The 25,459-nt window shown below is 71.8% G+C and carries 17 protein-coding genes, 1 tRNA gene and 1 pseudogene; 13 read left to right on the top strand and 6 right to left on the bottom strand.

The window, feature by feature from the left end:
* The first annotated feature begins 27 nt into the window (after positions 1 to 27).
* From dnaA to AC0VX6_RS00050, 10 genes are all read left to right on the top strand, one after another.
* Positions 28 to 1,938 carry a chromosomal replication initiator protein DnaA gene (gene dnaA, locus AC0VX6_RS00005; protein WP_475469470.1) on the top strand — a complete coding sequence of 637 codons (1,911 nt, stop codon included), beginning with the start codon at positions 28 to 30 and terminating at the stop codon, positions 1,936 to 1,938.
* A gap of 1,159 nt (positions 1,939 to 3,097) precedes the next feature.
* Complete coding sequence (gene dnaN / locus AC0VX6_RS00010; protein WP_274975588.1) at positions 3,098 to 4,237, top strand: DNA polymerase III subunit beta; 1,140 nt, start codon at positions 3,098 to 3,100, stop codon at positions 4,235 to 4,237.
* Between the two features lie 98 nt (positions 4,238 to 4,335).
* Positions 4,336 to 5,235 (top strand): phosphogluconate dehydrogenase (NAD(+)-dependent, decarboxylating), encoded by a 900-nt coding sequence (gene gnd, locus AC0VX6_RS00015; RefSeq protein WP_274975589.1) that lies wholly within the window; start codon positions 4,336 to 4,338, stop codon positions 5,233 to 5,235.
* 103 nt (positions 5,236 to 5,338) lie between these two features.
* A complete protein-coding gene (recF, locus tag AC0VX6_RS00020; RefSeq protein WP_475467037.1) occupies positions 5,339 to 6,472 on the top strand; it encodes a DNA replication/repair protein RecF in 1,134 nt (377 codons plus the stop codon).
* Positions 6,473 to 6,551: 79 nt separating this feature from the next.
* Positions 6,552 to 7,025 carry a DciA family protein gene (locus AC0VX6_RS00025; RefSeq protein WP_274978289.1) on the top strand — a complete coding sequence of 158 codons (474 nt, stop codon included), beginning with the start codon at positions 6,552 to 6,554 and terminating at the stop codon, positions 7,023 to 7,025.
* A 467-nt stretch (positions 7,026 to 7,492) separates the two neighbouring features.
* Positions 7,493 to 9,430, top strand: a complete 1,938-nt coding sequence (gyrB, locus tag AC0VX6_RS00030) for a DNA topoisomerase (ATP-hydrolyzing) subunit B (RefSeq protein ID WP_130395903.1) — start codon at positions 7,493 to 7,495, stop codon at positions 9,428 to 9,430.
* Positions 9,431 to 9,520: 90 nt separating this feature from the next.
* Positions 9,521 to 12,133 carry a DNA gyrase subunit A gene (gyrA, locus tag AC0VX6_RS00035; protein ID WP_274975591.1) on the top strand — a complete coding sequence of 871 codons (2,613 nt, stop codon included), beginning with the start codon at positions 9,521 to 9,523 and terminating at the stop codon, positions 12,131 to 12,133.
* 111 nt (positions 12,134 to 12,244) lie between these two features.
* The gene (locus AC0VX6_RS00040; RefSeq protein ID WP_274975592.1) at positions 12,245 to 13,003 is read left to right on the top strand and encodes a DUF3566 domain-containing protein; all 759 of its coding nucleotides are present in this window, start codon (positions 12,245 to 12,247) and stop codon (positions 13,001 to 13,003) included.
* 182 nt (positions 13,004 to 13,185) lie between these two features.
* Positions 13,186 to 13,259 (top strand) — tRNA-Ile (locus AC0VX6_RS00045).
* Between the two features lie 317 nt (positions 13,260 to 13,576).
* Complete coding sequence (locus AC0VX6_RS00050) at positions 13,577 to 13,873, top strand: hypothetical protein (RefSeq protein WP_475467039.1); 297 nt, start codon at positions 13,577 to 13,579, stop codon at positions 13,871 to 13,873.
* A 152-nt stretch (positions 13,874 to 14,025) separates the two neighbouring features.
* On the opposite strand, the gene AC0VX6_RS00055 is transcribed toward AC0VX6_RS00050, so the two are convergent.
* On the bottom strand, positions 14,026 to 15,423 hold the full coding sequence (locus AC0VX6_RS00055; RefSeq protein WP_475467040.1) for an extracellular solute-binding protein: 1,398 nt from the start codon (positions 15,421 to 15,423) through the stop codon (positions 14,026 to 14,028).
* A gap of 263 nt (positions 15,424 to 15,686) precedes the next feature.
* Here AC0VX6_RS00055 and AC0VX6_RS00060 point away from each other — a divergent pair, with 263 nt between their 5' ends.
* Positions 15,687 to 16,205: a hypothetical protein gene (locus AC0VX6_RS00060; RefSeq protein ID WP_475467042.1), complete on the top strand. Its 519-nt coding sequence runs from the start codon at positions 15,687 to 15,689 to the stop codon at positions 16,203 to 16,205.
* Between the two features lie 1,319 nt (positions 16,206 to 17,524).
* Here AC0VX6_RS00060 and AC0VX6_RS00065 read toward each other — a convergent pair.
* A pseudogene (locus AC0VX6_RS00065) lies at positions 17,525 to 17,998 on the bottom strand (S1 family peptidase); the annotation flags it as partial.
* Positions 17,998 to 18,318 (bottom strand): trypco2 family protein, encoded by a 321-nt coding sequence (locus tag AC0VX6_RS00070; protein WP_475467044.1) that lies wholly within the window; start codon positions 18,316 to 18,318, stop codon positions 17,998 to 18,000. The gene AC0VX6_RS00070 and the pseudogene AC0VX6_RS00065, both read right to left, overlap by 1 nt.
* Positions 18,319 to 18,843: 525 nt before the next feature.
* Between AC0VX6_RS00070 and AC0VX6_RS00075 the strand changes: the two genes are divergently transcribed.
* The gene (locus AC0VX6_RS00075; protein WP_274975608.1) at positions 18,844 to 20,214 is read left to right on the top strand and encodes an MFS transporter; all 1,371 of its coding nucleotides are present in this window, start codon (positions 18,844 to 18,846) and stop codon (positions 20,212 to 20,214) included.
* A 112-nt stretch (positions 20,215 to 20,326) separates the two neighbouring features.
* Here AC0VX6_RS00075 and AC0VX6_RS00080 read toward each other — a convergent pair whose 3' ends face one another.
* Together AC0VX6_RS00080 and AC0VX6_RS00085 are read right to left on the bottom strand one after the other, a co-directional pair.
* Positions 20,327 to 22,141 (bottom strand): glycoside hydrolase family 15 protein, encoded by a 1,815-nt coding sequence (locus AC0VX6_RS00080; protein ID WP_475467046.1) that lies wholly within the window; start codon positions 22,139 to 22,141, stop codon positions 20,327 to 20,329.
* Between the two features lie 52 nt (positions 22,142 to 22,193).
* Positions 22,194 to 23,993 carry a thiamine pyrophosphate-requiring protein gene (locus AC0VX6_RS00085; protein ID WP_274975610.1) on the bottom strand — a complete coding sequence of 600 codons (1,800 nt, stop codon included), beginning with the start codon at positions 23,991 to 23,993 and terminating at the stop codon, positions 22,194 to 22,196.
* Positions 23,994 to 24,361: 368 nt separating this feature from the next.
* On the opposite strand from AC0VX6_RS00085, the gene AC0VX6_RS00090 reads away from it, so the two are divergent.
* Positions 24,362 to 24,826, top strand: coding sequence for a DUF4383 domain-containing protein (locus AC0VX6_RS00090; RefSeq protein ID WP_274975611.1), 465 nt, complete (start codon positions 24,362 to 24,364; stop codon positions 24,824 to 24,826).
* Between the two features lie 158 nt (positions 24,827 to 24,984).
* On the opposite strand, the gene AC0VX6_RS00095 is transcribed toward AC0VX6_RS00090, so the two are convergent.
* Positions 24,985 to 25,452: a hypothetical protein gene (locus tag AC0VX6_RS00095; protein ID WP_248772906.1), complete on the bottom strand. Its 468-nt coding sequence runs from the start codon at positions 25,450 to 25,452 to the stop codon at positions 24,985 to 24,987.
* Positions 25,453 to 25,459 lie beyond the last annotated feature (7 nt).

A 25,459-nucleotide genomic window follows, 5' to 3' on the forward strand; every position in this document is an offset into this window, starting at 1 on the left:
TTGGCTGACGCGCAGGTCAACCTCGCAGTGGTCTGGTCCAGCGTCCTGGACGGGATCGACAACGACTCCCTCCCCGCGCACCAGCGCGCATGGCTGCCGCAGACCCGCCCGCTGGGCCTGATCGAGGACACCGCGCTCATCGCGGCGCCCAACGAGTTCACCAAGAAGGTGCTGGAGACACGCCTGTACCCGGCGATCAGCAAGGCGCTCTCCGCCCACCTGGGCCGGGAGATCCGGGTCGCGGTGACGGTCGACCCGACCGCGGTGCCGACCCCGCCGCCCACCCCGACGCCGCCCGCCGCCCCGGGGCCGCAGGGCCCGCGGAGCGTGGAGGGGCACACGGCGCCCGCCTTCTCCCCCGTCGTGCCGGGCACCGCCCCGGGCCCGGCCCGGCCGACGGCTCCCCAGGCGGCGCCCGCGGACGCCCAGCGGACCGCGCCCGCCTCCCGGGGACAGCACGCGCGCCCGACCGCCGAGCCGCCCGCCCCGTGGCCCTCGGCCCCGGTTCCGGAGCAGGCCGACCTGCTGGGCCCCACTCCCCCGGCCGACCCCCCGCCCGCCGACGAGGAGCCGCACACGGTCCGCGACGCGCCCGCGCCCTGGGTCCAGCAGACCTTCGCCTCGCCCCAGGAGACGCCCACCGCGCCCCCGCTGTGGGAACAGCCCTCGGCACTGGAGCGGCCGCAGGAGCCCGCGGGGTGGCAGCAGCAGGCCTGGACGGACCCGGAGTGGGACCGGCCCAACCGCTGGGAGACCCCGCGGGAGGAGGCGCCCGCGCCGGGGCCTGAGGCGGAGGAGGCCGCGCCGCCCGCTCCGGAGGCCGCGGAGGCCCCCGTGGAGGACGAGGCCCCGAAGGCCCCCTCCTCTCCCCCGGGGCGCTCGCAGGAGGTCCCGCCGGGCGAGCACGCGCGCCTGAACCCCAAGTACACCTTCGACACCTTCGTCATCGGCTCCAGCAACCGCTTCGCGCACGCGGCGTCGGTGGCGGCCGCCGAGGCCCCGGCCAAGGCCTACAACCCGCTGTTCATCCACGGCGGCTCCGGGCTGGGAAAGACCCACCTGCTGCACGCCATCGGGCACTACACGCACCGCCTCTACGAGGGTTCGCGGGTGCGGTACGTCAGCTCGGAGGAGTTCACCAACGAGTTCATCAACTCGATCCGGGACGGCAAGGCGGACGGGTTCCGCCGCCGGTACCGCGACATCGACGTGCTCCTGGTGGACGACATCCAGTTCCTGGAGAACAAGGAGCAGACGCAGGAGGAGTTCTTCCACACCTTCAACACGCTGCACAACTCCGACAAGCAGATCGTGATCTCCAGCGACCGGCCGCCCAAGCAGCTGACCACGCTGGAGGACCGGATGCGCAGCCGGTTCGAGTGGGGCCTGCTCACCGACGTCCAGCCGCCCGAGCTGGAGACCCGGATCGCCATCCTGCGCAAGAAGGCCGCGCAGGAGGGCCTGGCGGCCCCGCCCGAGGTGCTGGAGTTCATCGCGAGCAAGATCTCCACCAACATCCGGGAGCTGGAGGGCGCGCTGATCCGCGTGACCGCCTTCGCCAGCTTGAACCGGCAGTCGGTGGACCTGGACCTGACCAGCCAGGTGCTGCGGGACCTGGTGCCCAGCACCGAGGTCCCCGAGGTCACGGCGGGGGCGATCATGTCCCAGACGGCCGCCTACTTCGGCCTGACGGTCGAGGACCTGTGCGGGACCTCGCGCTCCCGGGTGCTGGTGACCGCCCGGCAGATCGCCATGTACCTGTGCAGGGAGCTGACCGAGCTGTCCCTGCCCAAGATCGGGCAGCAGTTCGGACGCGACCACACCACGGTCATGCACGCCGAGCGCAAGGTCCGCGGACTGATGGCCGAGCGCCGGTCCATCTACAACCAGGTGCACGAGCTCACCAGCCGGATCAAGGACCAGCCCTCGCTGACCTGATCCGCGTACTGCGCACGAACGCCGTGGGGCGGTCTCCTGGACGGGGGCCGCCCCACGGCGTTCGTGCCGCGGCCCGCGGCGGCGTGTCGGCCTGTGGACACGTCCACCTGTCGACACGTCCACAAGGCGGCACAGCCACAAGACGGCACGGCCCCGAGGCGGCACACGTTATCCACAGGGCTCCACCACGCCCGCGGACAAGTTATCCACAGGCTTGTGCGCACTAACGCCCCCCCCCCCCCCCCTCTGGAGGGGTTCGCCGCCTCTGTCGACGTCCGGACCGGTTCGTGCACGGCACGCCCTGTTCTCCCTGTTCTCCAGGCCTTCCGGGGGCGCTGTTGCCCTTCCCACACCTGGTCGGAGGCCTTTGCGCCGGTGTTCGGCGCGCGGAACGGGAGACGCCCCTGTGGACAAACCTGTGCACAGACCCTTTGTCAGGGTTCGGGGGATCTGTGGAGGGGCTCGGAAAAAAATTTTGGCGCTCTCTCGCCCAAGTTATCCACAGGAGAGGGGTCAAATCTGTGGACAACCCTGTGGACAACCTGTGGAAAAGCGCGTCGAGCCTGTGGGTAACCACCCCTGTCCCTGTGGACGACGATGTGGGTCACCCGGTGCCCGAACCACCGATCCCTGTGGAGAACCTGGGGAAAACCTGTGGACGACGCTGTGGACGGAGTGTGGAAAACCTGGGGACGGCCTCGTTCGTCCACAGGCGGGCCAAGTTACGCACAGGGTTACCCACAGGCCCTGTGGACAAAAATTCGCATGTTGACCTGCGAAAACAAGGGTTATCCACACTATCCACAGGCCCTACTACTACTGCGCACCTTCATTAACCAAGATGTGGCTTCGAAACCGCTCCGCGGAAAATCTGTGGACAACTCTCCGAGACTGGCGCGACGACAGCCCGGTGCTGAGCTGTCAGCGGCAGCGGGTGAATCCGGGTAACGTGTGGTCTCGCCCCTGTCCTCCGCCGCCCGGATCCGAGCGGTGACCCCATACGGGATCCGAGGCAGCTCCCGGCGCCACCGGCGGTGCCCGCGCACCGGCGCGGCCTCCACAGCCCTGTGGACGGAGCCCTCGGCAGACCCGCAGATCCACGAGCTGCAACGTTGAGGCTTCGACCGGCACGCCGGTCGTGCGGAAAGTGAGTCGGAAAGTGAAGTTCCGGGTCGAACGCGACGTACTGGCCGAGGCGGTCGCCTGGACCGCGCGCACACTGCCGACGCGCCCCTCGGTGCCGGTGCTCGTCGGCATCCTGCTGGAGGCCGGTGAGTTCGAGGGCCGCCAGCAGCTGCGCCTGTCCGGCTTCGACTACGAGGTCTCCACCCAGGCCGCGGTGGACGTCGATGTCGAGGAGCCGGGCACGGTCCTGGTCACCGGCAAGCTCCTGGCCGAGATCACCCGCAACCTTCCCGCGCAGCCCGTGGAGATCTCCACCGACGGCGCCAAGGTCGTCGTCACCGGCGGCAGCGCGAAGTTCACCCTGACCACCATGCCGGTGGAGGACTACCCCACGCTCCCGGAGATGCCCGGTGTGAGCGGGACCGTCGGCAGCGACGCCTTCGCCGCCGCGGTCAGCCAGGTGGCCGTGGCCGCCGGGCGCGACGACACCCTGCCGATGCTCACCGGCGTGCGCGTCGAGATCGAGGGCGAGACCATCACGCTCGCCTCCACCGACCGCTACCGCCTGGCCGTGCGCGAGCTCACCTGGAAGCCGGAGAACCCCGACCTGTCCGCGGTCGCGCTGGTCCCGGCCAAGACCCTCCACGACACCGCCAAGTCGCTCACCTCGGGCGCCGAGGTCTCGATCGCCCTCTCGGACGGCGGTTCCGGAGAGGGCATGATCGGCTTCGAGGGCGGCGGCCGGCGCACCACGACCCGCCTGCTCGACGGCGAGTTCCCCAAGTACCGGGCGCTGCTGCCGGACACCTTCAACTCGGTGGCCGAGGTCAGCCGCTCCGAGTTCGTCGAGGCGGTCAAGCGCGTCTCGCTGGTCGCCGAGCGCAACACCCCGCTGCGGCTGTCCTTCAGCCAGGGCCAACTGGTCCTGGAGGCGGGCACCGGCGAGGAGGCGCAGGCGGTCGAGGTCCTGGAGGCCGACCTGGACGGCGACGACATCCAGATCGCCTTCAACTCCGGGTTCCTCCTGGACGGGCTCGGCGCCATCGGCACCGACGTCGCCCGCCTGCACTTCACCACCTCGACCAAGCCGTCGATCCTGACCGGCAAGCCCGCGGAGGAGGGTTCCTCCCCCGAGTACCGCTACCTGATCATGCCGGTGCGTCAGCCGGGCTGATCCGCGGCCGGTCCGATTGACTGGCACCTGCCGGATCCGGTCCGCGACCCGGGCCGGCCGGCGTCCATCCACAGGCGGCGAAGGGGAGCAGAGCAACCATGCAGCTCGGAATGATCGGTCTCGGCAAGATGGGCGGCAACATGGCCGCCCGGCTGCGGGAGAAGGGCCACGAGGTCGTCGGGTACGACGTCGCCTCGCCGGAGCGCGACGTCGACACCCTGGCCGGACTGGTCGAACGGCTGGCCGCCCCCCGGGTGGTCTGGGTGATGGTCCCCGCCGGCGACCCCACGGCCGCGACCATCGCCGAACTGGGCGAGCTCCTGGACGAGGGCGACCTCGTCATCGAGGGGGGCAACTCCCACTACGCGGACGACCGCGTCCGCGCCAAGGCGCTGGAGGAGAAGGGCGTCGGCTACCTCGACGTCGGTGTCAGCGGCGGTGTCTGGGGCCGTCAGAACGGCTACGGCATCATGGTCGGCGGCCCGGCTGAGGACGTCGAGAAGGCCCGTCCGGTCTTCGCCTCCCTCGTGCCCGACGAGGGCGTGGGCTTCGTCCACGCCGGAGCGGTCGGCGCCGGGCACTTCGTCAAGATGGTCCACAACGGCATTGAGTACGGCATGATGCAGGCCTTCGGCGAGGGCTACGAGCTCATGGTCGCCTCCGGCCTCGTGGACGACGTCCCCGGCACGTTCGAGAGCTGGCGCGAGGGCACCGTGGTGCGCTCCTGGCTGCTGGACCTGCTCTCGCGGGCCCTGGAGGAGGACCCCGAGCTGTCGCGCCTGCGCGGCTACGCCGAGGACTCCGGCGAGGGCCGCTGGACCGTCCAGGCCGCCGTGGACCTCGCGGTCCCGGCCCCGGCGATCACCTCCTCCCTCTACGCGCGGTTCGCCTCCCGCCAGGACGACAGCCCGGCCATGAAGGTCGTGGCGGCCCTGCGCAACCAGTTCGGCGGGCACGCCGTGCACCGCGCCGAGACCTCCGACGACATCGACGTCTGAGGCTCCCTCCCCGCACCGACCCCGACCCGGGGACGCAGCCCACAGGGCCGTCCCCGGGAGCGACCCCTTCCCCCGACCGCCGCCGCCCCAGGAGGAAGGCCGGATGTACGTATCCCACCTGCAACTGGCCGACTTCCGGTCCTACCGCGAGGCCCTCGTGGAGATGGGCCCCGGCGTGAGCGTGTTCGTCGGCGCCAACGGCCAGGGCAAGACCAACCTGGTCGAGGCGGTCGGCTACGTGGCCACCCTCGGCAGCCACCGGGTCTCCTCCGACACCCCGCTGGTCCGCCAGGGCGCCCCCCGCGCGATCGTCCGGGCCAAGGTGGTGCGCGACGAGCGGTCTATGGTCGTGGACCTGGAGCTCAACCCCGGCAGGGCCAACCGGGCCCGGATCAACCAGGCGCCCGCGGGTCGCCCGCGCGAGGTCCTCGGAATCCTGCGCACCGTGCTCTTCGCCCCGGAGGACCTGGCCCTGGTCAAGGGCGACCCCGGCGAGCGGCGCCGGTTCCTGGACGACCTGCTGGTGGCGCGCGCGCCCCGGATGGCGGGCGTGCGCTCGGACTACGACCGGGTGCTCAAGCAGCGCAACGCCCTGCTCAAGTCGGCCTCCGGCCGGATGTTCCGCCAGCGTTCGGCGCCCGACCTGAGCACGCTGGAGGTGTGGGACTCCCACCTGGCGGAGACGGGCGCGGAGCTGCTGGCGGCGCGGCTGGACCTGGTGGAGGAGCTGCGGCCGAGGATCGCCGAGGCCTACTCCGGGCTGACCGACTCCGGGGGCCCGGCCGTCCCCGACTACCGCTGCGGCGCGGTCCCCGAGGGCGCTGAGCCGCCCACCGGCCGCCCACAGCTTGTGGAAACCCTGCGCACCGCCATGGCCGAGGCCCGCGACCGCGAGCTCCAGCGCGGCGTCAGCCTGGTGGGTCCGCACCGCGACGACCTGGTCCTGCGGCTGGGCGGGATGCCCGCCAAGGGCTACGCCAGCCAGGGCGAGTCCTGGTCGTACGCGCTCTCGCTCAAACTGGCCGCCTTCGACCTGCTGCGCTCCGACGGCGACGACCCGGTGCTGATCCTGGACGACGTGTTCGCGGAGTTGGACAGCGAGCGCCGCCGCAGGCTGGCCGAGCGCGTCGGCGACGCCGAACAGGTCCTGGTGACCGCGGCCGTGCCCGAGGACATCCCCAAGGAGCTGGACGGGGCGCGGTTCGGCGTGCGCGAGGGGGTCGTCACGGGTGAGTGAGCGTTATCCACACCCTGTGGACCGTGGCTCGGCCTCCGGCGCGGCCGACCACGGCGGCGGAGGACTCCGTCCACAGCCTGTGGACGGAGCGCGGCGCCCGCCGGAGACGGGGCCGTCGACTCCCCCAGCCCCGTCCGGGGCCGACCTGGCCCGCCAGGCTCTCGCCCGCGCCCGGGCGGAGGCCAAGGACCGCGGCGCGGTGCCCCGGGGGCTCCAGCGCTCGCGTCGGCGTGGCCGGTTGCGGTCACGCAACGAGCCCCAGATGTTCGGTGAGGCCGTGCGCACGTGGCTGATCGAGCACGGCTGGCAGGAGCAGGTGGCCATCGGCGGCGTGTTCGGCCGCTGGGCGGACATCGTGGGCGATTTCAACGCAGAACACCTCCGTCCGGAGAGCTATTCGGACGGGGAACTGGTCGTGGTGGCCGATTCGCCCACCATGGCGGCCCACGCGCGAGCGATGGTGCGCGATCTCATGCGCCGCCTCAACGAGGAGCTGGGCGACGGTACGGTCGTCGCCATCAAGGTCCGCGGCCCCGGTTTCCGGCGCCGCTGAGGCGCGCCCGCCCTGGCCGCAAGGGCGGGATGCCCGTTTCCTCCACTTTCGCGGCCTGTGGATATCCCCAGGTGAACGCCGTTCCCGCGGGTGTCCGCCGGCGCCGGGGAGGGCCCCGGGCCGCGTCGGGGCCGCCGGTCGCCGCAGGCGCCACTCAACCGCACCGGGACTTGCGCGCAGCCCCTCCCGCGTGTAGGGAGTCGTCTCCCTCCCTGAACGTTCGTTGTGAGGCGGCACAGGGCCGCCAATGCCACTTTGTCGCACCGTGCGGGGTATCATGGAGACGGTTCTTCAGACGCCTGTAGCCGGTCCCACGCCCCCAGAAGAGGGTGGGCGGACGGCCCCTGTGGCGAACGGTGATCCCCCAGGTGTCGCGGCACGCAGACCCTCCCGATCACCGTGTCACGGGGTGACCGTCGCCGCTCGGCCGCGGTCGGCAGGCGTCCCCAGCAGGAGGGTGTTCCCACTTGGCCTACGACGCAGGTTCAATCACGGTTCTGGAGGGGCTTGAGGCGGTCCGCAAGCGCCCCGGAATGTACATCGGTTCCACAGGGGAGCGGGGCCTGCACCACCTGGTCTACGAGGTGGTCGACAACTCCGTCGACGAGGCGCTGGCGGGCCACGCCGACGCCATTGAGGTGACCCTGCTGGCCGACGGCGGCGTGTGCGTGGCCGACAACGGCCGCGGCATCCCCACCGACCTCCACCCGGTGGAGAAGCGCCCCGCCGTCGAGGTCGTCCTCACCACGCTGCACGCGGGCGGCAAGTTCGACGGCAAGTCCTACGCGGTCTCCGGCGGTCTGCACGGCGTCGGCGTCTCCGTCGTCAACGCGCTGTCCACCGCACTGGAGGTGGAGATCCGCCTCCACGGGCACGTGTGGCGCCAGCGCTACGAGATGACCGCGCCCACCGGCGAACTCGTCAAGGGCGAGAGCACCGACGAGACCGGCACCCAGATCACCTTCTGGCCGGACGGCGGCATCTTCGAGACCACCACGTTCTCCTTCGAGACGCTCGCCCGCCGCATGCAGGAGATGGCCTTCCTCAACAAGGGGCTGTCCATCACCATCCGCGACGAGCGGCCCGAGCACACCGACGGCGGACCGACGGTCAACACCTTCCACTACGACGAGGGTCTGTCGGACTACGTCCGCCACATCAACGCCAAGAAGGAGCCGGCGCACGCGTCGATCATCTCCTTCGAGGAGGAGGGCGAGGGCATCTCGGTCGAGATCGCCATGCAGTGGAACCAGTCCTACACCTCCTCCGTGCACACCTTCGCCAACACCATCAACACGGCCGAGGGCGGCACGCACGAGGAGGGGTTCCGCTCCGCGCTGACCACCCTGGTCAACCGGTACGCCCGCGACCAGAAGCTGCTGCGCGAGAAGGACGACAACCTCACCGGCGACGACATCCGCGAGGGTCTGACCGCGATCATCTCGGTCAAGCTGGCCGACCCGCAGTTCGAGGGCCAGACCAAGACCAAGCTGGGCAACACCGAGGCCAAGTCCTTCGTCCAGAAGGTCACCAACGAGCACCTGCGCGACTGGTTCGAGCGCAACCCCGGCGAGGCCAAGGACATCGTGTCCAAGGCCAGCCAGGCCGCCCGCGCCCGCGTGGCCGCCCGTCAGGCCCGCGACCTGACCCGCCGCAAGACCCTGCTGGAGACCACCTCCCTCCCGGGCAAGCTGTCGGACTGCCAGTCCACCAACCCGGAGGAGTGCGAGGTCTACATCGTCGAGGGCGACTCGGCGGGCGGCTCCGCGAAGGGCGGCCGCAACCCGCACAACCAGGCCATCCTGCCCATCCGGGGCAAGATCCTGAACGTCGAGAAGTCGCGCATCGACCGCATCCTCAAGAACGCGGAGGTCCAGGCGATCATCACCGCCCTGGGCACCGGCATCCACGAGGAGTTCGACGCCGAGAAGCTGCGGTACCACAAGGTCATCCTGATGGCCGACGCCGACGTCGACGGCCAGCACATCCGCACGCTGCTGCTCACCCTGCTGTTCCGCTTCATGAAGCCGCTGGTCGAGGCCGGGAACGTCTACCTGGCCGCGCCGCCGCTGTACAAGATCAAGTGGGACCAGAAGGGCAGCGACGCCAGCTACGCCTTCTCCGACGCCGAGCGCGACCGGGTCATCGAGGCCGGGATCGCCCAGGGCAAGAGGGACCCGCGCCCGCGCGACATGGTGCAGCGCTTCAAGGGTCTGGGCGAGATGAACGCCAACGAGCTGTGGGACACCACGATGGACCCGGACCGCCGCGTCCTGCTCCAGGTCAGCCTGGAGGACGCGGCCCAGGCCGACGAACTGTTCAGCGTGCTCATGGGTGAGGACGTCGAGTCGCGGCGCGCCTTCATCCAGCGCAACGCCAAGGACGTCCGCTTCCTGGACATCTAGCGCTCCGCGGATGTCCGGGGCCTCCCGGGGAGGACCCGGGCCCCGCTCCCACCCGTGCTCAAGCAAGCTTCGTAGAAGGGACCGACATCCGTGACGGATGCGAACAACCCCGACGCCCCTGAGGGCGGGGACTCCAGCGTGGAGGCCCCGCCGCGCGTGACCGACCGGATCGAGCCCGTCGACATCCAGGTCGAGATGCAGCGCAGCTACCTCGACTACGCGATGTCGGTCATCGTCGGCCGCGCCCTGCCCGACGTGCGCGACGGCCTCAAGCCGGTCCACCAGCGCGTGCTCTACGCGATGTACGACGGCGGCTACCGCCCCGACCGCGGCTACTTCAAGTGCGCCCGCGTCGTCGGCGACGTCATGGGCAACTACCACCCGCACGGTGACAGCGCCATCTACGACACCCTGGTGCGCCTGGCCCAGTGGTGGTCCATGCGGATGCCGCTGGTCGACCCCAACGGCAACTTCGGTTCGGCGGGCAACGACCCGGCCGCTGCCATGCGCTACACCGAGTGCAAGCTCGCGCCGCTGGCCATGGAGATGCTCCGGGACATCGACAAGGACACCGTCGACTTCCGGCCCAACTACGACGGCCGCTCCGCCGAGCCCGTCGTGCTGCCCGCCCGCTTCCCGAACCTGCTGGTCAACGGTTCCTCGGGCATCGCGGTCGGCATGGCCACCAACATCCCGCCGCACAACCTGCGCGAGGTCGCCGACGGCGTCAACTGGTACCTCGACAACCCCGAGGCGCAGGACGAGGAGCTGCTCGACGCGCTCATCGCCCGCGTCAAGGGCCCCGACTTCCCCACCCGCGGCCTTATCGTCGGCAAGCGCGGCATCGAGGAGGCGTACCGGACCGGGCGCGGCTCCATCACCATGCGCGCCGTGGTCGAGGTGGAGGAGGACAAGCGGGGCCGCCAGACCCTGGTCGTCACCGAGCTGCCCTACCAGGTCAACCCGGACAACCTCGCGCTCAAGATCGCCGACCTGGTCAAGGACGGCAAGATCACCGGCATCGCCGACGTGCGGGACGAGAGCAGCGGCCGCACCGGGCAGCGCCTGGTCATCGTGCTCAAGCGCGACGCCGTCGCCAAGGTCGTGCTGAACAACCTCTACAAGCACACCCAGCTCCAGGAGACCTTCGGCGCGAACATGCTCGCGCTGGTCGACGGGGTGCCGCGCACCCTGCGCCTGGACCAGATGATCCGGCACTGGGTCAAGCACCAGGTCGAGGTCATCGTCCGCCGGACCCGGTACCTGCTGCGCAAGGCCGAGGAGCGGGCGCACATCCTGCGCGCGCTGCTGCGGGCCATGGACCGCATCGACGAGGTCATCAACCTCATCCGGGCCAGCGCCTCCGCGGACCAGGCCCGCACCGGTCTGATGGACCTGCTGGAGATCGACGACATCCAGGCCCGTGCCATCCTCGACATGCAGCTGCGCAAGCTCGCCGCCCTGGAGCGCAACGCGCTGACGGCCGAGTACGACGAGCTCATGGCGCAGATCGCCGACTACAACGACATCCTCGAATCGGACACGCGCCAGCGGAGCATCATCCGCGAGGAGCTGGGCGAGATCGTGGAGAAGTACGGCGACGAGCGGCGCACGCACATCATCCCCTTCGAGGGCGACATGCGCATGGAGGACTTCATCGCGGAGGAGGACGTGGTCGTCACGATCTCCCGCGGCGGATACGCCAAGCGCACGCGCATCGACAACTACCGCGCCCAGAAGCGCGGCGGCAAGGGCGTGCGCGGGGCCCAGCTCAAGCAGGACGACATCGTCCAGCACTTTTTCGTCACCACCACCCACAACTGGATCCTGTGCTTCACCAACCAGGGCCGGGTGTACCGCACGAAGGCCTACGAGCTGCCCGAGGCCGCCCGCGACGCGCGCGGCCAGCACGTGGCGAACCTGCTCCCGTTCCAGCCGGGCGAGGAGATCGCGCAGATCATGGCGCTGCGCGACTACGAGGCCGCCCCGTACCTGGTGCTCGCCACCCGTGAGGGCCTGGTCAAGAAGTCCCGCCTGGAGGACTTCGATTCGGCGCGCGCGGCGGGCATCATCGCGATCAACCTGCGCGAGGACGACGAGCTGATCGCCGCCCGGCTGGTCTTCCCCGACGACGACCTGCTGCTGATCTCCAGCGACGCCCAGGCGATCCGGTTCCCGGCCTCCGACGAGTCGCTGCGCCCCATGGGCCGCGCCACCAGCGGCGTGATCGGCATGCGGTTCCTGGAGGACGACTACCTGCTGAGCATGGACGTCATCCGGCCCGGCGACGGCTCCACGGACGTCCTGGTCACCACCGAGAACGGCTACGCCAAGCGCACCCCGTCCGAGCAGTACCCGGTGCAGAACCGCGGCGGCAAGGGCGTGCTGACGGCCAAGGTGGTGGAGGCCCGCGGCAAGCTGGTCGGCGCCCTGATGGTCGACCCCGAGGTGGACGAGGTCTTCGCGATCACCTCCGTCGGCGGTGTCATCCGCACCGGCGCCGACGAGGTCAAGCGGTCCGGCCGCACGACCATGGGCGTCCGACTGATGAACCTGGACAAGGGCAACAAGATCGTCGCCGTGGCGCGCAACGCCGAGGCCGCCGAGGAGGAGGCCGTCGAGACGGCCGAGGACGCGGGGGAAGCGGCCGCCGACACGGCCGAGGACGTGAACGCGAACGTCGAAGGCAACCCGGAGGCCTAGACTTCGCGTTAGGCCCCATATGGGCCGCGGGGTTCGTTTTGCGCGGACCCCGCGGACACCCTGGTCGCGCCAATCACCCGTTCTCAAGGAAAGTCCAGCGGTAACGTTTCTATGTCTGACAACCAGCGGAACACCACCACGAACGAAACCGACCCGGACACGGCGGAGAGCGCCAAGGGCGGGGACGTGGAGACGACCGAGAAGGACACGGCAGAAGCGGGGGCCGCCGTGACCACCGAGGTCGACGACAAGGCCGATGCGGCGACGGGCGCCACCGAGGCCGACACGGCCGAGGAGCCCGGCGAGGAGTCGGGGAACAAGCCCGGCGACGAGGACGAGGGTTCCGCCGACAGGGCGGACACCGGGTCCGAGGCCGCCGCCGGACCGGCCGAACCCGTGGCGGAGGACCGCGTCGAAGCGGGGGGAACGCCAGTGTCCGAATCGAAGACCTCGGTGCCTGAGGGCCCGAACGCTGTGAAGGCCAGCCTGTCCAGCCGTAAGGCACACCTGTCGGTCTCCCGTGTGGAGCCGTGGTCGGTGATGAAGTTCAGCTTCGTCGTCTCCCTGGTGTGCTTCATCATCCTGTTCGTGGCGGTCGCGGTGATCTACGCGACGCTGTCGATGCTGGGTGTCTTCGACGAGCTGACCAACATGCTCACGGCGCTCCTGGAGGGCGACGGGACCGAGGACGAGCTCGGCCTCGACCCGGCCTCCTGGTTCTCGCCGGGCCGCGTCCTGGGGTACACCGGCGTGGTCGGCGCGCTGAACATCGTGCTGATCACCGCCCTGTCCACGGTGGGCACCATGCTGTACAACCTCGTCGCCGACCTGGTCGGCGGCATCGACGTGACGCTGTCCGAGGCCGAGTAGCACCGCCGTGAGGGTCCGGTCCCCGCTGGGGCCGGGCCCTCACGCGTCGGTTCCGAGCACTTCCGCGCCCGGGTAAAATGGGAGGTGGAAAGGGACGCGTACGCCGCGTCCCGCCTCGCGTCCGCCCCGGATCACCGGTTCGCCCCGGTCCCGCCGATGCGGTAGAGTTCCACACGCAGCAAGGGCGTATAGCTCAGTCGGTTAGAGCGCATCCCTGATAAGGATGAGGCCCCAGGTTCAAGTCCTGGTACGCCCACACACGAGAAGGCTCCCCACGGGGGGCCTTTTCTCATGTCCGTGCGTCACACGTGCGTCGTCGGCGCCCGAGGCGCGGCCCGGCCGGGTGCCGTGTCTCCGTGTCGACAACGAGCCGTGTCGACCTGTCGCTCGTGTCACCCGTCGACTCGGGGACCTGATGCGGTCAGGGGCGCCTGTAGGATGCGGCGCACCGGGAGGGCTTCGTCACCTCCGCCCCGGAGCGCGGGGCGCGGGCGGCCTCCAGAGCGAGGACGGAGAAGCGTGGCCACGACCTTCGACTACCAGCTTCCGTTCCACATCAACCAGGTGTGAAACATGCTCCCCCACTCCGTGTCGCGCACCAAGGGGGCCTCGGGCCCGGGGAACCCGGTGCCCGGCCCCGGTTACCGCTACGCCTTCTCCACCGGCATGAGCCTGCTCACCTGGGGGTTCAACGTGTACGTCGACCTCTTCCCCCATCCCCAGGGCACGCACATGAGGGTGACGCCCAGCATGAAGTTCGGCATCGTCGACTGGGGCGAGGGCAGCGAGGTCGCCGCCAGCCTGCACCACCACCTCGGCAACATGCTCCAGATCCAGATCAACCAGGGCTACGGCCGGGGCGGGCGGTAGGGCCCGCCCCGGAACCGGTTGGCGGAACGGGCGCCGCCCGGCTCCGCCGCCGCGCCCGGTCGAGCCGGGAAGACGCTCCGGGTCGACGTGTCGACTCGTGCACGTGTCGATTCATGTACCTGTCGACACGGCGACCCGTCGACTCGGGACCCTCAGCCGCACGTGCTGACCCTCCCGGCGAGCGCGGCGTTGAGTTCGCACACCATGTCCTCGGGGTGCGGGTCGGTCGAACCCGGGCGGATCTGCGTGTCCACGTGGTCCCGCAGCACCTCGCTCACGTACGGGTAGTAGGGGGTGCGCGGCCGCAGCAGGCCCTCGCCGACGGCGTCGCGCAGCTCCTCCCAGTACCGCACGTCCCTGTCCTCGGCTCCGCTCAGCCGGTAGCCGCTGCCGCGGGCGGGGAGCAGCCCGGCCTCACGGAACTCCGCCTGGACGTCCTGCCCGGTCATGGCCGCGACCAGACTCCAGGCCTCGTCCCGGTGCGGCGAGTCCCCGGTGACCGCCAGGCTGTTGCCGCCGAGTACGGCCGCGGGCAGCCGGAGCACCCCGAAGGCGGGGTCGCCGCCCTGGGCCTCCCCCGCCCAGCCGACCCAGCGCAGCCCCTCCCGGAGCGTCTCGGCGCTCTCGGAGTCGGCCTGGAGCTGGGGCACGACCCGGGGCCAGTGGCGCATGAACACCACCTCGCCGCCGCGGAACCGGTTCAGGCTCTCGGTCTCGGTCTCCTCCAGGGCCGCGCGCGGGATGACGCCCCCGGCCTCGGGGTCCAGCCCCGCCTCCAGCACCTCCAGGCCCTGGAACTCCCCGCTCGCACCGGCGGACGTGGCACAGCCCTCCTCCGCCCCGCCGCCGTCCGCCGAGCCCGCCCCGTCCGCGCCGTGGAAGGCACCCCGGCTGTCCGCCTCCAGGCCGGGGTGCCCGCCCAGGACGAACTCCAGGGCGTTGACGGTCAGGCCCTCGTAGTCGCCGAACTGGCCCGTGTACCCGTGGTCCAGGCCGTGATCGTCGCGCACCTCGCCCGCGAGGCCCAGCAGCCCGCGCCAGCCGTCCTCCTCGATCCGGGCGGTGACCTCCTCGGGGCCGACCAGGTCGGCGCGGTAGTAGAGCAGTCCCACGTCCATGTGGAACGGCACCGCCCGCGCCCGGCCCTCGTAGCACACCGCGTCCCGGGCGCGGCCCAGGAAGCCGTTCCACGCCAGCGGGCCGTCTCCCCCGGTGTCCACCTCCGCCAGCCAGCCGCGTTCGTGGAACTCCGGCACCCACTGGTTGTCGAGGAGGAGGACGTCGTAGGCCGCCGGGTCGGCCTGCATCGCCACGACCATCTGCGAGCGCTGCTCGTCCGCCCGGGGCGAGAGCCACTGGACGTCGACCTCCCACCCCTCGTTCCGCGCCTCCCAGCGCTCGATGAGCCGCGTGTACACTCCGCCCTCGCCCGCGTCCCCCGTGGCGGTGACGTCCACCGGGAGGGCGACGCGCAGGACCCGTTCGTCCCGCTCGCCCCGTGCGTCGCAGGCGGCGGAGCCCAGCAGCACGAGCGACAGGAGCGCGCACACGACCGGCCCCGGCGGCCCCGGGCGGGGTCGCCGCCCTGGTCCCGGCCACGATGCCGTAGACGACCTGTTCGAGTTCGTCGGCGCGCGGGTGGTGGCACTCGGCCCCCGCCCCCGCCAGCCGGCTGAGCAGCCCGTCCCCGCCGCACCCCTCGTTGCCCACGGACACCACGTGCACCCGCACGCGTTCGTCGAGGTCCTCCAGCACGGCCGCCACGTCGTCCGCCCGCGCGCCGCCGCGCGGTTCGGGGAGGGCGACGCCGTCGGTGAGGACGACCAGGGCGCAGGCGCCGGGCTCCCCCGGCCGGTCGGCGCAGGAACCCAGCTCCTCGGCGCCGTCGCGGATCGCGTCGGCCAGCGGGGTGGCCGGGAACTCGGCGCTCAGCGCGTCGACCGCCTCGCGCGCCAGCTCCTCCCGGCGCGCGTCCATGCCCGGTTCCGGGGGCAGGACGCGCTCCTGGCCGGTGACGTCGTTGCCCGGCCCGCCCTCGGGGAAGGTCCAGACCCCCACGGTGTCCTGCTCCCCCAGGAGGCCGACGGCGGTCCGCGCCAGCCGCTGCGCGGTCGCCAGCCGGGTGCCGCCCGTGCCGGGGCCGCTCATGGAGTCGGAGCGGTCGACCACGAGCAGGACCTCGACCGGGGCGCGGGAGCGCTCCTGCTGCCGCAGCCCGGACTCCAGCCGCTCCCGCCACCGCTCGTCCCGCGGAGCCGAGTTCAGGTGCGTGACCTCCATCAGGGACCGCTCCGCCTCCCCGCCGATCACGGCGCCCTCCACCGTCCGGTAGCCCTGGAAGGCCGTCGTCCCCCGGGGCTGCCGCATCCACTCCCCGAACGCCTCCACCTCCCGTTCGACCCCGTCGCCGCCCCAGTCCAGCCGTACGAACGGGTGGTCCAGGCCGGGCGTCTCGGAGAAGTAGACCGGGACCAGGGGCTCGTCCGGTTCCCCGCCCGTCGGCCCGCACCCGGGACCGAGCTGCCCGCCCGTGTTGTAGGCGTCGACCGCGTACTCGGTGCTGAACACCCCGACGGAGGCGGGGTCGGCGCTCCCGCCGCGCAGCGCGCACAGCAGGCCGAGGTTGCCCTCGGCGTCGAGCCCGGCCGAGGTCGCGCGGGCCTCCGCGATCTGGATCTCCTCGGCGCCCCCGTCCCCGTACGCGGAGTAAAGGGCCTCGGTCTGGATCAGCGCCGAGACCGAGGCCTCCGGCGAGGGGCGGGCCAGGAGGAGCCCGGCCTCCGCCGCCGCGGCCGTGCAGACGACGAGGTCCGAACGCGCTCCGCTCGGGTCGGTCCCCGAACACGCGGGGATGTCGCCCGCGGACTCGGGCAGCCCCAGCACCAGGGGGGTGAGCCTGGTGGCGCTCCCCTCCCCCGCCTCCAGGCCGGGCGCGTCGCCCGGGTCCCCGCGCAGCAGGACGACCTCCGCGCTGGAGTCCGGCAGCCACACGTGCGGGCGGGGCCCCGCCCGCAGGTCGGTCCACCCCTCGCGCAGCAGCTCGCGCGTGCGCGCGGCTCCGCCCGCGACGGTGACGCTGACGCGCACGGGCACGCAGCCGCTCCTCTCGTCCCGGCCGCCGAGGTGGGCGGAGAAGTCGTCGGCGGCCCTCTGGACGACGGCGTGCTGGTCCGGGGTGGTGAGCACGGTGAGCTCGGTGGGCGGGGCGCACGGCAGGCCCGGCCCCAGGTGTCCGCTGGCCCGCAGCCAGTACACGCCGTTCGGGACGAGGGTGAGCAGCGCGACGGCGGCGACGGCCAGGGGCCGCACCGGCCGCCCGGCGCCTCGGCGCTCCCCGGTCCTCGCCGCGGCACGGCTCCCGCGGACGGGGACGGCCGCCGTCCCCGTCCGCGTGCCGTGCCCGCGCCGTTCCCGGAAGGCCCCCGCGAGCGTGTGCGGAAGCCTGCGCAGGGAGGAGAGCCGGGCGCGGACGAAGCGCCTGGCGGTGTTGCGCGCCGCGCGCAGGAGGTCCACCGGGACGAGCCGCGGCTCCGTCCCCGCGTCCTCCCTGACCAGGCGCCGGAAGTCCCTGTCTCGGGCGAACCTCGTGGACCGGCGGGCGATCAGGTCCCCGTTGCGCCGGTCGTGGTCGACGATGACGCCCACCAGCCGCTCCCCGACGAACACGGCGGTGCCGGAGGCCCCCTTCCACGACACGTCGTTGCCGTACTCCCGCTGGACGTCGAGCCGGAGGTCCTTCCTGACCATGCCGTCCCACGGGCTGAGGGTCCCCCGCAGGTCCTTCAGGTCGCGGCCCCCGTCGTTGGCCGCGAGGTCGGGGTAGCCGAGCGAGCGGTACGGCCGCGGTTCGTCCGCCGAGAGCTTCCCCCAGCGCACGGAGGGGTGGCGCTGAGGCTCCTCCAGCCGCAGCAGGGCGACGTCCGTCCTCCGGTCCGACCAGACGACGGAGCACCGCAGGAAACCGCTGGGCGGGTCGGCTCCCACGCGCACGTCGACACGCTCGTGGCCGTCGACCACGTGGGCCGCGGTGAGGACGAGGGAGGGCCCGACGAGGTAGCCGGTCCCTCCCCTGGAGGCATCCCCGCTCCTGACGACGCGGACGTCCGCGACACACCTCGGGTCCATCAGTCCAGGTCCCTGCGGTCCTCCCAGACCGCTCCGCTCTCGGAGGCGATCGCGAGCTTTCTTCCGTCCGCGTCGGTCAGGGCGAGCTTCAGCGTGATCCGGTGCGTGTCCCTGCGGCCGGCCTTGCCCTCGGCGTTGAGGGAGAGCACGCCGAAGCGCACACCGGCCTTCCCGGCCCCCTCCCGGTGCGCCTCCAGGAGGAGTTCGACCTCGGCCTCGACGATCTCGATGCCGATCTCGTGGCCCTCCCCCCTCCGGCGCGCGGCGGCGAGCTCCCGGCGCAGTTCGTCGATGGCCTGGGACAGTCCGATGGTGGGCACCTGATGACTCCCTGGGGGCGTTTCGTCGTGGGGACGGCGGGAACAGGGCCGTGGTCCAGGTCACATGTTGGTTGTGATAGTCAGTTTTCCACGCCGGTCCGTCGCCAACCGGGTGTTTTCCGCTGTACACAACCGCTCTCGGACGGGGTGCCCCGCTTCTCCCTGCTCACGGCGCCCTTCTGCCGGGAGGCCGACTCGGCGCCGTGTCGACTCGTCGATCCGCCGACATGTCGTCCGACCGGCGCGGGGTCGTGGCTGGTCACGGGCCGCGAGCCACCGACAGTGCCATCCATCTAACCGACCGTTCGGTCAGGACATGGCTTTCGAGCTGGGAAAAGCAGCCCCCGGTGTAGAAAGTGCCTTGGGTCACATGTCATGGTGTCCTGGGGCTCGGTCCGGTGTCGGACATGTCCTTCCTGACGCTTGTGCGACTGGAGGGGCGGGTGGTTGTCACCGTGACTGCCGATACCAGGAGCCCACGAGCGGAATCCGACCTCCGGTCGGCAGAGAACATACGGAGCACCAATGGCAACTTCCGACTCGACGGCCCCAGGGCCGGGCGGCGCGATGGAGACCAGGGAGCGGCGGCGCGTCCTCGCCGGGACCATGGTCGGCACCACCATCGAGTGGTACGACTTCTTCATCTACGCGCAGGCCGCCGGCCTCGTGCTCGCGCCCCTGTTCCTGTCGCCGCTGACCGAGGACAGCCCGGGCCTGGCCCAGATCCTGTCCTTCGCGACCATCGGCATCTCCTTCCTCTTCCGGCCGCTCGGCGCGATCGTCGCGGGCGCCCTCGGAGACAGGTTCGGCCGCAAGCGCGTGCTCGTGGCGACCCTGGTCATGATGGGACTCGCCACCTGCCTGATCGGCGTGCTGCCCACCTACGCCCAGATCGGCGTGGCCGCACCCGTCCTGCTGATCGTCCTGCGCATCCTCCAGGGCTTCTCCGCGGGCGGCGAGTGGGGCGGCGCGGCGCTGATGTCGGTGGAGCACGCGCCGGTCGGCAAGCGCGGCTTCTTCGGCGCCTACCCGCAGATCGGCGTTCCCTGCGGCATGATCCTGGCGACCTTCGTCGTCTGGGTGATCACCGCGTCCATCGGCCCGGAGGCGTTCCTGGAGTGGGGCTGGCGCATCCCCTTCCTCCTGTCCTTCCTGCTGATCATCGTCGGCCACCTCATCCGCAAGTCCGTGGAGGAGTCCCCGGTCTTCAAGCTCATGCAGGCGCGCAGGGCCGAGGCCTCCGCCCCGCTGGGCCGCCTGTTCCGCAACCACACCCGTGAGGTCGTCCTCTCCGCGCTGATCTTCATCGCCAACAACGCCGCCGGGTACCTCGTCATCGCCTACCTGGCGACCTACGCCTCCCGGCCGGTCGAGGACTTCGGCCTCGGCATGGACCGCGGCCCCGTACTCCTGGCGACCACCCTCGCCTCGTTCGGCTGGCTCATCTCCACGCTCTACGGCGGCATCCTGAGCGACAAGCTCGGCCGGGTGCGGACCTTCCAGCTCGGCTACGTGCTGCTGGCCGCCTGGTCCGTGCCGATGTGGTTCATGGTCGACACCGGCAACATCTACCTGTACTTCGCGGGCGTCTTCGTCTTCACGCTCACCCTGGGCCTGAGCTACGGCCCCCAGTCGGCGCTGTACGCGGAGATGTTCCCGGCCGAGGTCCGCTACTCCGGCGTGTCCATCGGCTACGCCCTCGGCGCGATCCTCGGCGGCGCCTTCGCGCCCACGATCGCCGAGCTGCTGCTCACCGAGACCGGCGCCTCGTGGTCGATCGGCGTCTACATCGTCGTGGCCTGCGCGGTCTCCTTCCTGGGGGTCACCCTGGTGAAGGAGCCCAAGGGCGTGGACCTGTACGCGGACGGCACCAAGCCGACCACGATCGGCACGTAGGCGGCGACGGGGCGGCGGGCCGGTCCGCCGCCCCGTCCCCTGTCGCCTTGTCGCCGCGTCGCCTTGTCGCTCCGTCGCCTTGTCGACCCGCCGCCCCCGCCCCGGGGCGCGCTCACCGCCCCCGCGACTCCGCGCGCTGGCTCGCCGGGCCCCGGCGGCCCCGGTCCAGCTCGTAGGCGGTGTTGACCAGGGCGATGTGGGACAGCGCCTGGGGGAAGTTGCCGACCAGCCGCCGCGCGCCGGTGTCGTACTCCTCCGCCAGCAGCCCCACGTCGTTGCGCAGGCTCAGCAGGTGCTCGAAGATCCCCCGGCCCTCGTCCACGCGGCCCTGGAGGACGAGGTTGTCCACCAGCCAGAACGTGCAGGGCAGGAACACGCCCTCACCGGGGGGCAGGCCGTCCACGTGCCGGGTCCCCTCGTCCATGGAGTAGCGCTGGACCAGGCCGCCGCTGCACAGCTCCCGCTGGACGGCGTCCACCGTCCCCCGCATGCGCTCGTCGGCGGCCGGGAGGAAGCCGACGGAACTCGCCATCAGGAGCGAGGCGTCCAGGGACTCGGAACCGTAGTACTGGGTGAAGGTCCGCCGACGGGGGTCGTACCCGTGCTCGCACACGTCCCGGAAGATCTCCCCGCGCAGGCGCTTCCAGTCGTCCACCGGGCCCTCCAGCCCGAACCTCTCCACGGCGCTGACGGCCCGGTCCGCCGCGGTCCACGCCATGACCTTGGAGTGAGTGAAGTGCCGCCGGGGCCCGCGCATCTCCCAGATCCCGTTGTCGGGCTCCCGCCAGTGCGACTCCAGGAAGTCCATCAGGTGCCGCTGGAGCTGCCAGGCCGGTTCCCTCGGCGGGATGCCGTGCTCCCTGGCCTGGTGGAAGACGTCCATCACCTCGCCGTAGACGTCGAGCTGCCACTGCTGGGCCGCCTCGTTGCCGATCCTGACGGGGCGGGCGCCCTGGTAGCCGGACAGCCAGCCCAGCTCCAGCTCGGGCAGCCTGCGCTCCCCCTCGATCCCGTACATGATCCGCATCTGCGCGGGCTCACCGGCCACCGCCCGCAGCAGCCACTCGCGCCATTCGGCCGCCTCACGTTCGTACCCCGACTCCAGCAGCGAGAGCAGCGTCAGCGTGGCGTCGCGTATCCAGCAGTAGCGGTAGTCCCAGTTGCGCACGCCGCCCAGCTGCTCGGGCAGGGAGGTGGTGGCCGCGGCCACCATGCCCCCGCCGGGCGCGTGCGTCAGGGCCTTGAGGGTGATGAGCGACCGGACCACCGCGTCGCGGTACTCGCCCCGGTAGATGCACCTGGACGCCCACTCCCGCCACACCTCCTCCGTGTGCCCGATGAGCGCGCCCACGTGGGGCGGGTCCGGCTCGGGGGCCCGCACCGGCGTCCACACCAGGGAGAAGTCCACGCCGTCCCCCGCGGCGACCGTGAACTCCGCGACCGGCCTGGACGGGGCCGCGACCTCGAACTCCACGTCGGAGTCCAGGTAGCAGCTGTCCGGACCGGCCACCATGTGCAGCCGCCGCCCGTTCTTGCGCACCCACGGGACGATGGACCCGTAGTCGAAGCGCGGCACGGCCTCGGTCCGCATGCGCACGCGGCCCTCCACCCCCTCGACCCGGCGCACCAGACCGGTCCCGTGCGCGCCGATGGGCATGCAGTCCACGACCCGCACCGCGCCGTCCGCGCACCGGAACTCGGTCTCCAGCACCAGGCTGTCGGAGCGGTACCGCCGCGCCGAGACCCGGTGCTCCCCTACCGGGGCCATGGTCCAGCGCCCGTTGCCCCCGTCGCCCAGCAGGGCGGCGAAGCAGGCGCCGGAGTCGAACCTGGGCAGGCACAGCCAGTCCACGCTCCCGTCCCTGCCGACCAGCGCCGACGTCCGCATGTCGCCCAGAAACGCGTAGTCCTCGATGGGCGGAGCCACGTCCCGTCCCCCTTCCGTCCCCGGCCGGTCGCCCGGGTACCCCGGTCCCGCGTCAGCGGTCTCCCCGCCCGCCTCCGGGCAGGAACTCCTGCGCCTTGGACACGACGCCCCGCTTGACCACGGACCACGCCTCGGGGTCGCCCTTGGCCAGGGCCTTGGCCACGCTCTCCATCTGGTCGAGCGTCGCGTGCGGCGGGATCGGCGGGACGGCGGGGTCGGTGACGAACTCGACCACGCAGGGCCGGTCCGCCGACAGCGCCCGCTGCCAGGCGTCGCGCACGTCGGAGGGGTCTTCCACCCTGATCCCCCGCAGGCCGATGCTCTCGGCGAACCCGGCGTAGGGGAAGTCGGGGATGCGCTGCGAGGGCAGGAACTGCGGCGCGCCGCCCATCGCGCGCAGCTCCCAGGTCACCTGGTTGAGGTCGCGGTTGTTGAGGACGGCGACGACCACCCGCGGGTCCTCCCACTCCCTCCAGTAGTGGCCGATGGTGATCAGCTCGTTGATGCCGCTCATCTGCATGGCGCCGTCCCCGACGAGCGCGACCACCGGCCGGTCGGGGTGGGCGAACTTCGCCCCCGTGGCGTAGGGGACGCCGGGGCACATCGTGGCCAGCGTGCCCGACAGCGTCCCCCGCATGCCCTCGCGGAACACCAGGTGGCGCGCGTACCAGTTGGCCGCCGAACCGGAGTCCGCGGTCACCATCACGTCGTCGGGCAGCAGCGGGGACAGCTCGTGGAAGACGCGCTCGGGGTTGACCGGGTCGGCGTCCACGTGGGCGCGCCGTTCGAGGACCTGCTTCCACCGCGCGACGTCGTTTTCGATCTTCTCCCGCCAGGAGCGGTCGGTCTTGCGGTCCACGAGCGGCAGCAGCATCCGCAGCGTCTGCGCGGAGTCGCCGACCAGGTTGCACTCGAACGGGTAGCGCATGCCGACCATGGTCGGATCGATGTCGATCTGGACGGCGCGCGCCTGGTCGAACTCGGGCAGGAACTGGCTGTACGGGAAGCTGGAGCCCACCACGAGCAGGGTGTCGCAGTCCCGCATCATCTCGTAGGAGGGCCGGGTGCCGAGCAGACCGATCGACCCGGTCACGAAGGGCGGGTCGTCGGGGAGGGCGTCCTTGCCCAGCAGCGCCTTGGCCACCCCCGCGCCGAGCCTGTCCGCCATCTCGACGACGGCGTCCGCCGCTCCCCTGGCCCCCTGCCCGACCAGCATGGCGACGCGCTCGCCGGAGTTGAGGATCTCGGCGGCCTCGGCCAGCCCCTCCGGGGACGGCGTGGACCGCGGTGAGGGGAGACCGAGGCTGGAGGGCACCATCTTGAACTCGTGCTCGGGCGGTGAGTACTCCAGGTCCTGGACGTCGGCGGGGATGATGACCGCCGTGACCGTGCGCCTGCTCGCGGCGATCCGGATCGCCCGGTCCAGCACGTTGGGCAACTGCTCGGGAACGGTTACCATCTGGAGGTAGTCGCCGGCCACGTCCTTGTACAGCGACATCAGGTCGACCTCCTGCTGGTAGGAGCCGCCCATCGCGCTGCGCGCGGTCTGGCCGAGGATCGCCACCACCGGCACGTGGTCGAGCTTGGCGTCGTAGAGGCCGTTCAGCAGGTGGATGGCGCCGGGGCCCGAGGTGGCCGCGCACACCCCCACCCGGCCGGAGAACTTGGCGTACCCCGTGGCCTCGAAGGCCGCCAGCTCCTCGTGCCGTGACTGGATGAAGCGGGGCCGGTCGCCGGCCCGCTCCCACGCGGCCAGCAGGCCGTTGATGCCGTCGCCCGCGTAGGAGAAGACGCGCTCGACCCCCCACTCGCGCAGACGCTTCAGTACGTGGTCGGACACCAGTTCCGCCATGACCGCTTCCCTCCCGGGCTCGACGCCGTCGGCCGGCACCCTTCCCGCGTCACCGCGTCCGCCGCGTGCGGGGCCCCGCCCCACCGGCTCGCGGCCCCCGGTCCACCGCGGAAGTGCCTCGCTGGCGCGACTACCCCGACTCCCGCGTCCGCACTCACCGCGCGGGCGGCGCTCCGCCCGCCCCGCTCCCGCGCTCCGCCCGCCCCTGTACCGGAGACCGGACGTTCGTTCCTGCCCGGGGCCGGTCAGTGGCGGTGGGCGGCACCGCCCGCCAAGGTGAGTGGTATGCGTCACATCGGGTAATGGTTCACCATCAGTCCCTTGCGTCACGGGGCCCATGAAACGGACGCGACACGGTGGAGGTGACCATGTCCAACCGGACATCGGCCCAGGGCGTGACCAGGATCCCCGGAAAGCCGATCCGTATCGCCGCACTCGTCTACGGCATCGTCTTCCTGCTGGTGGGCGTGCTGGGCTTCATTCCCGGACTGACCACGAACTACGACCAGATGCAGTTCGCCGGACACCACTCCGAGGCCATGCTGCTGGGGATCTTCCAGGTGTCGATCCTGCACAACCTGCTCCACCTGATCCTCGGCGTGGCCGGGGTGGCGATGGCGCGCACCGCCGGACTGGCGCGCGTCTACCTCATCGTCGGCGGCCTGGCCTACCTGGTGCTGTGGGTCTACGGGCTGCTGGTCGAGTCCGGCGACCCGACGAACATCGTGCCGCTCAACCACGCCGACAACTGGCTGCACCTGGTGCTGTGGGTGAGCATGCTCGCGCTCGCCATCGTCCTCAAGCCCTCCGGGCGCAGCCGCGCCGGGCGCTGACGCGTCCGCGCGGCTCCCGCCCGGAGCGGGAGTGACACGGCGACGGCCGCCGCCCCGCACGGGGCGGCGGCCGCTTCGCGTCGTTCGGCCGCGCCCGCGCCGTGGACGCACGCGACCGGCCCCGGCCCCCGCGGGGACCGGGGCCGGACGACCGCGAATCAGCGCCGGTCGAGCCACTCGTAGGCGGCGCTGGTGGCGCAGGCGTACACCGTGTGGTGCAGCAGGTCCACGCCGACCTCCTTGGCGCCCCACTTCCAGGCCGGGGGCGCCGTGCCCGTGGCAGGGAGGGCGACCTGCTCGCCGCCCCACACCAGTGCCAGGTGCGCGGCCGCCGCCGCGGTCCCGTGCAGCCCGGCGGCGCCCAGCAGCCCCCGGACCGCCCCCCACGAGGCCCCGTAGCCCCAGTGCACCGCCGTGTTGAACCGCTGCTCGCCCGAGGGGCCCTCCGGCCGCACCCCGAGCACCTTCCCGGCGGCGTCGGCGGGCGAGGTGCTGCCTCCCCTGCCGCGCAGCTTGGCCTCGGCGGTGCTGGAGACCGTCATCGCCGCCGTGCCGACCACCCCCGCCAGCAGTCCCCTGCCGACGGCGGACGAGGTGTGCGCGAGGGCCCGTGCCAGCCGTTCCACCACGCCC

The organism is Nocardiopsis sp. iso_25 (assembly GCF_056173305.1).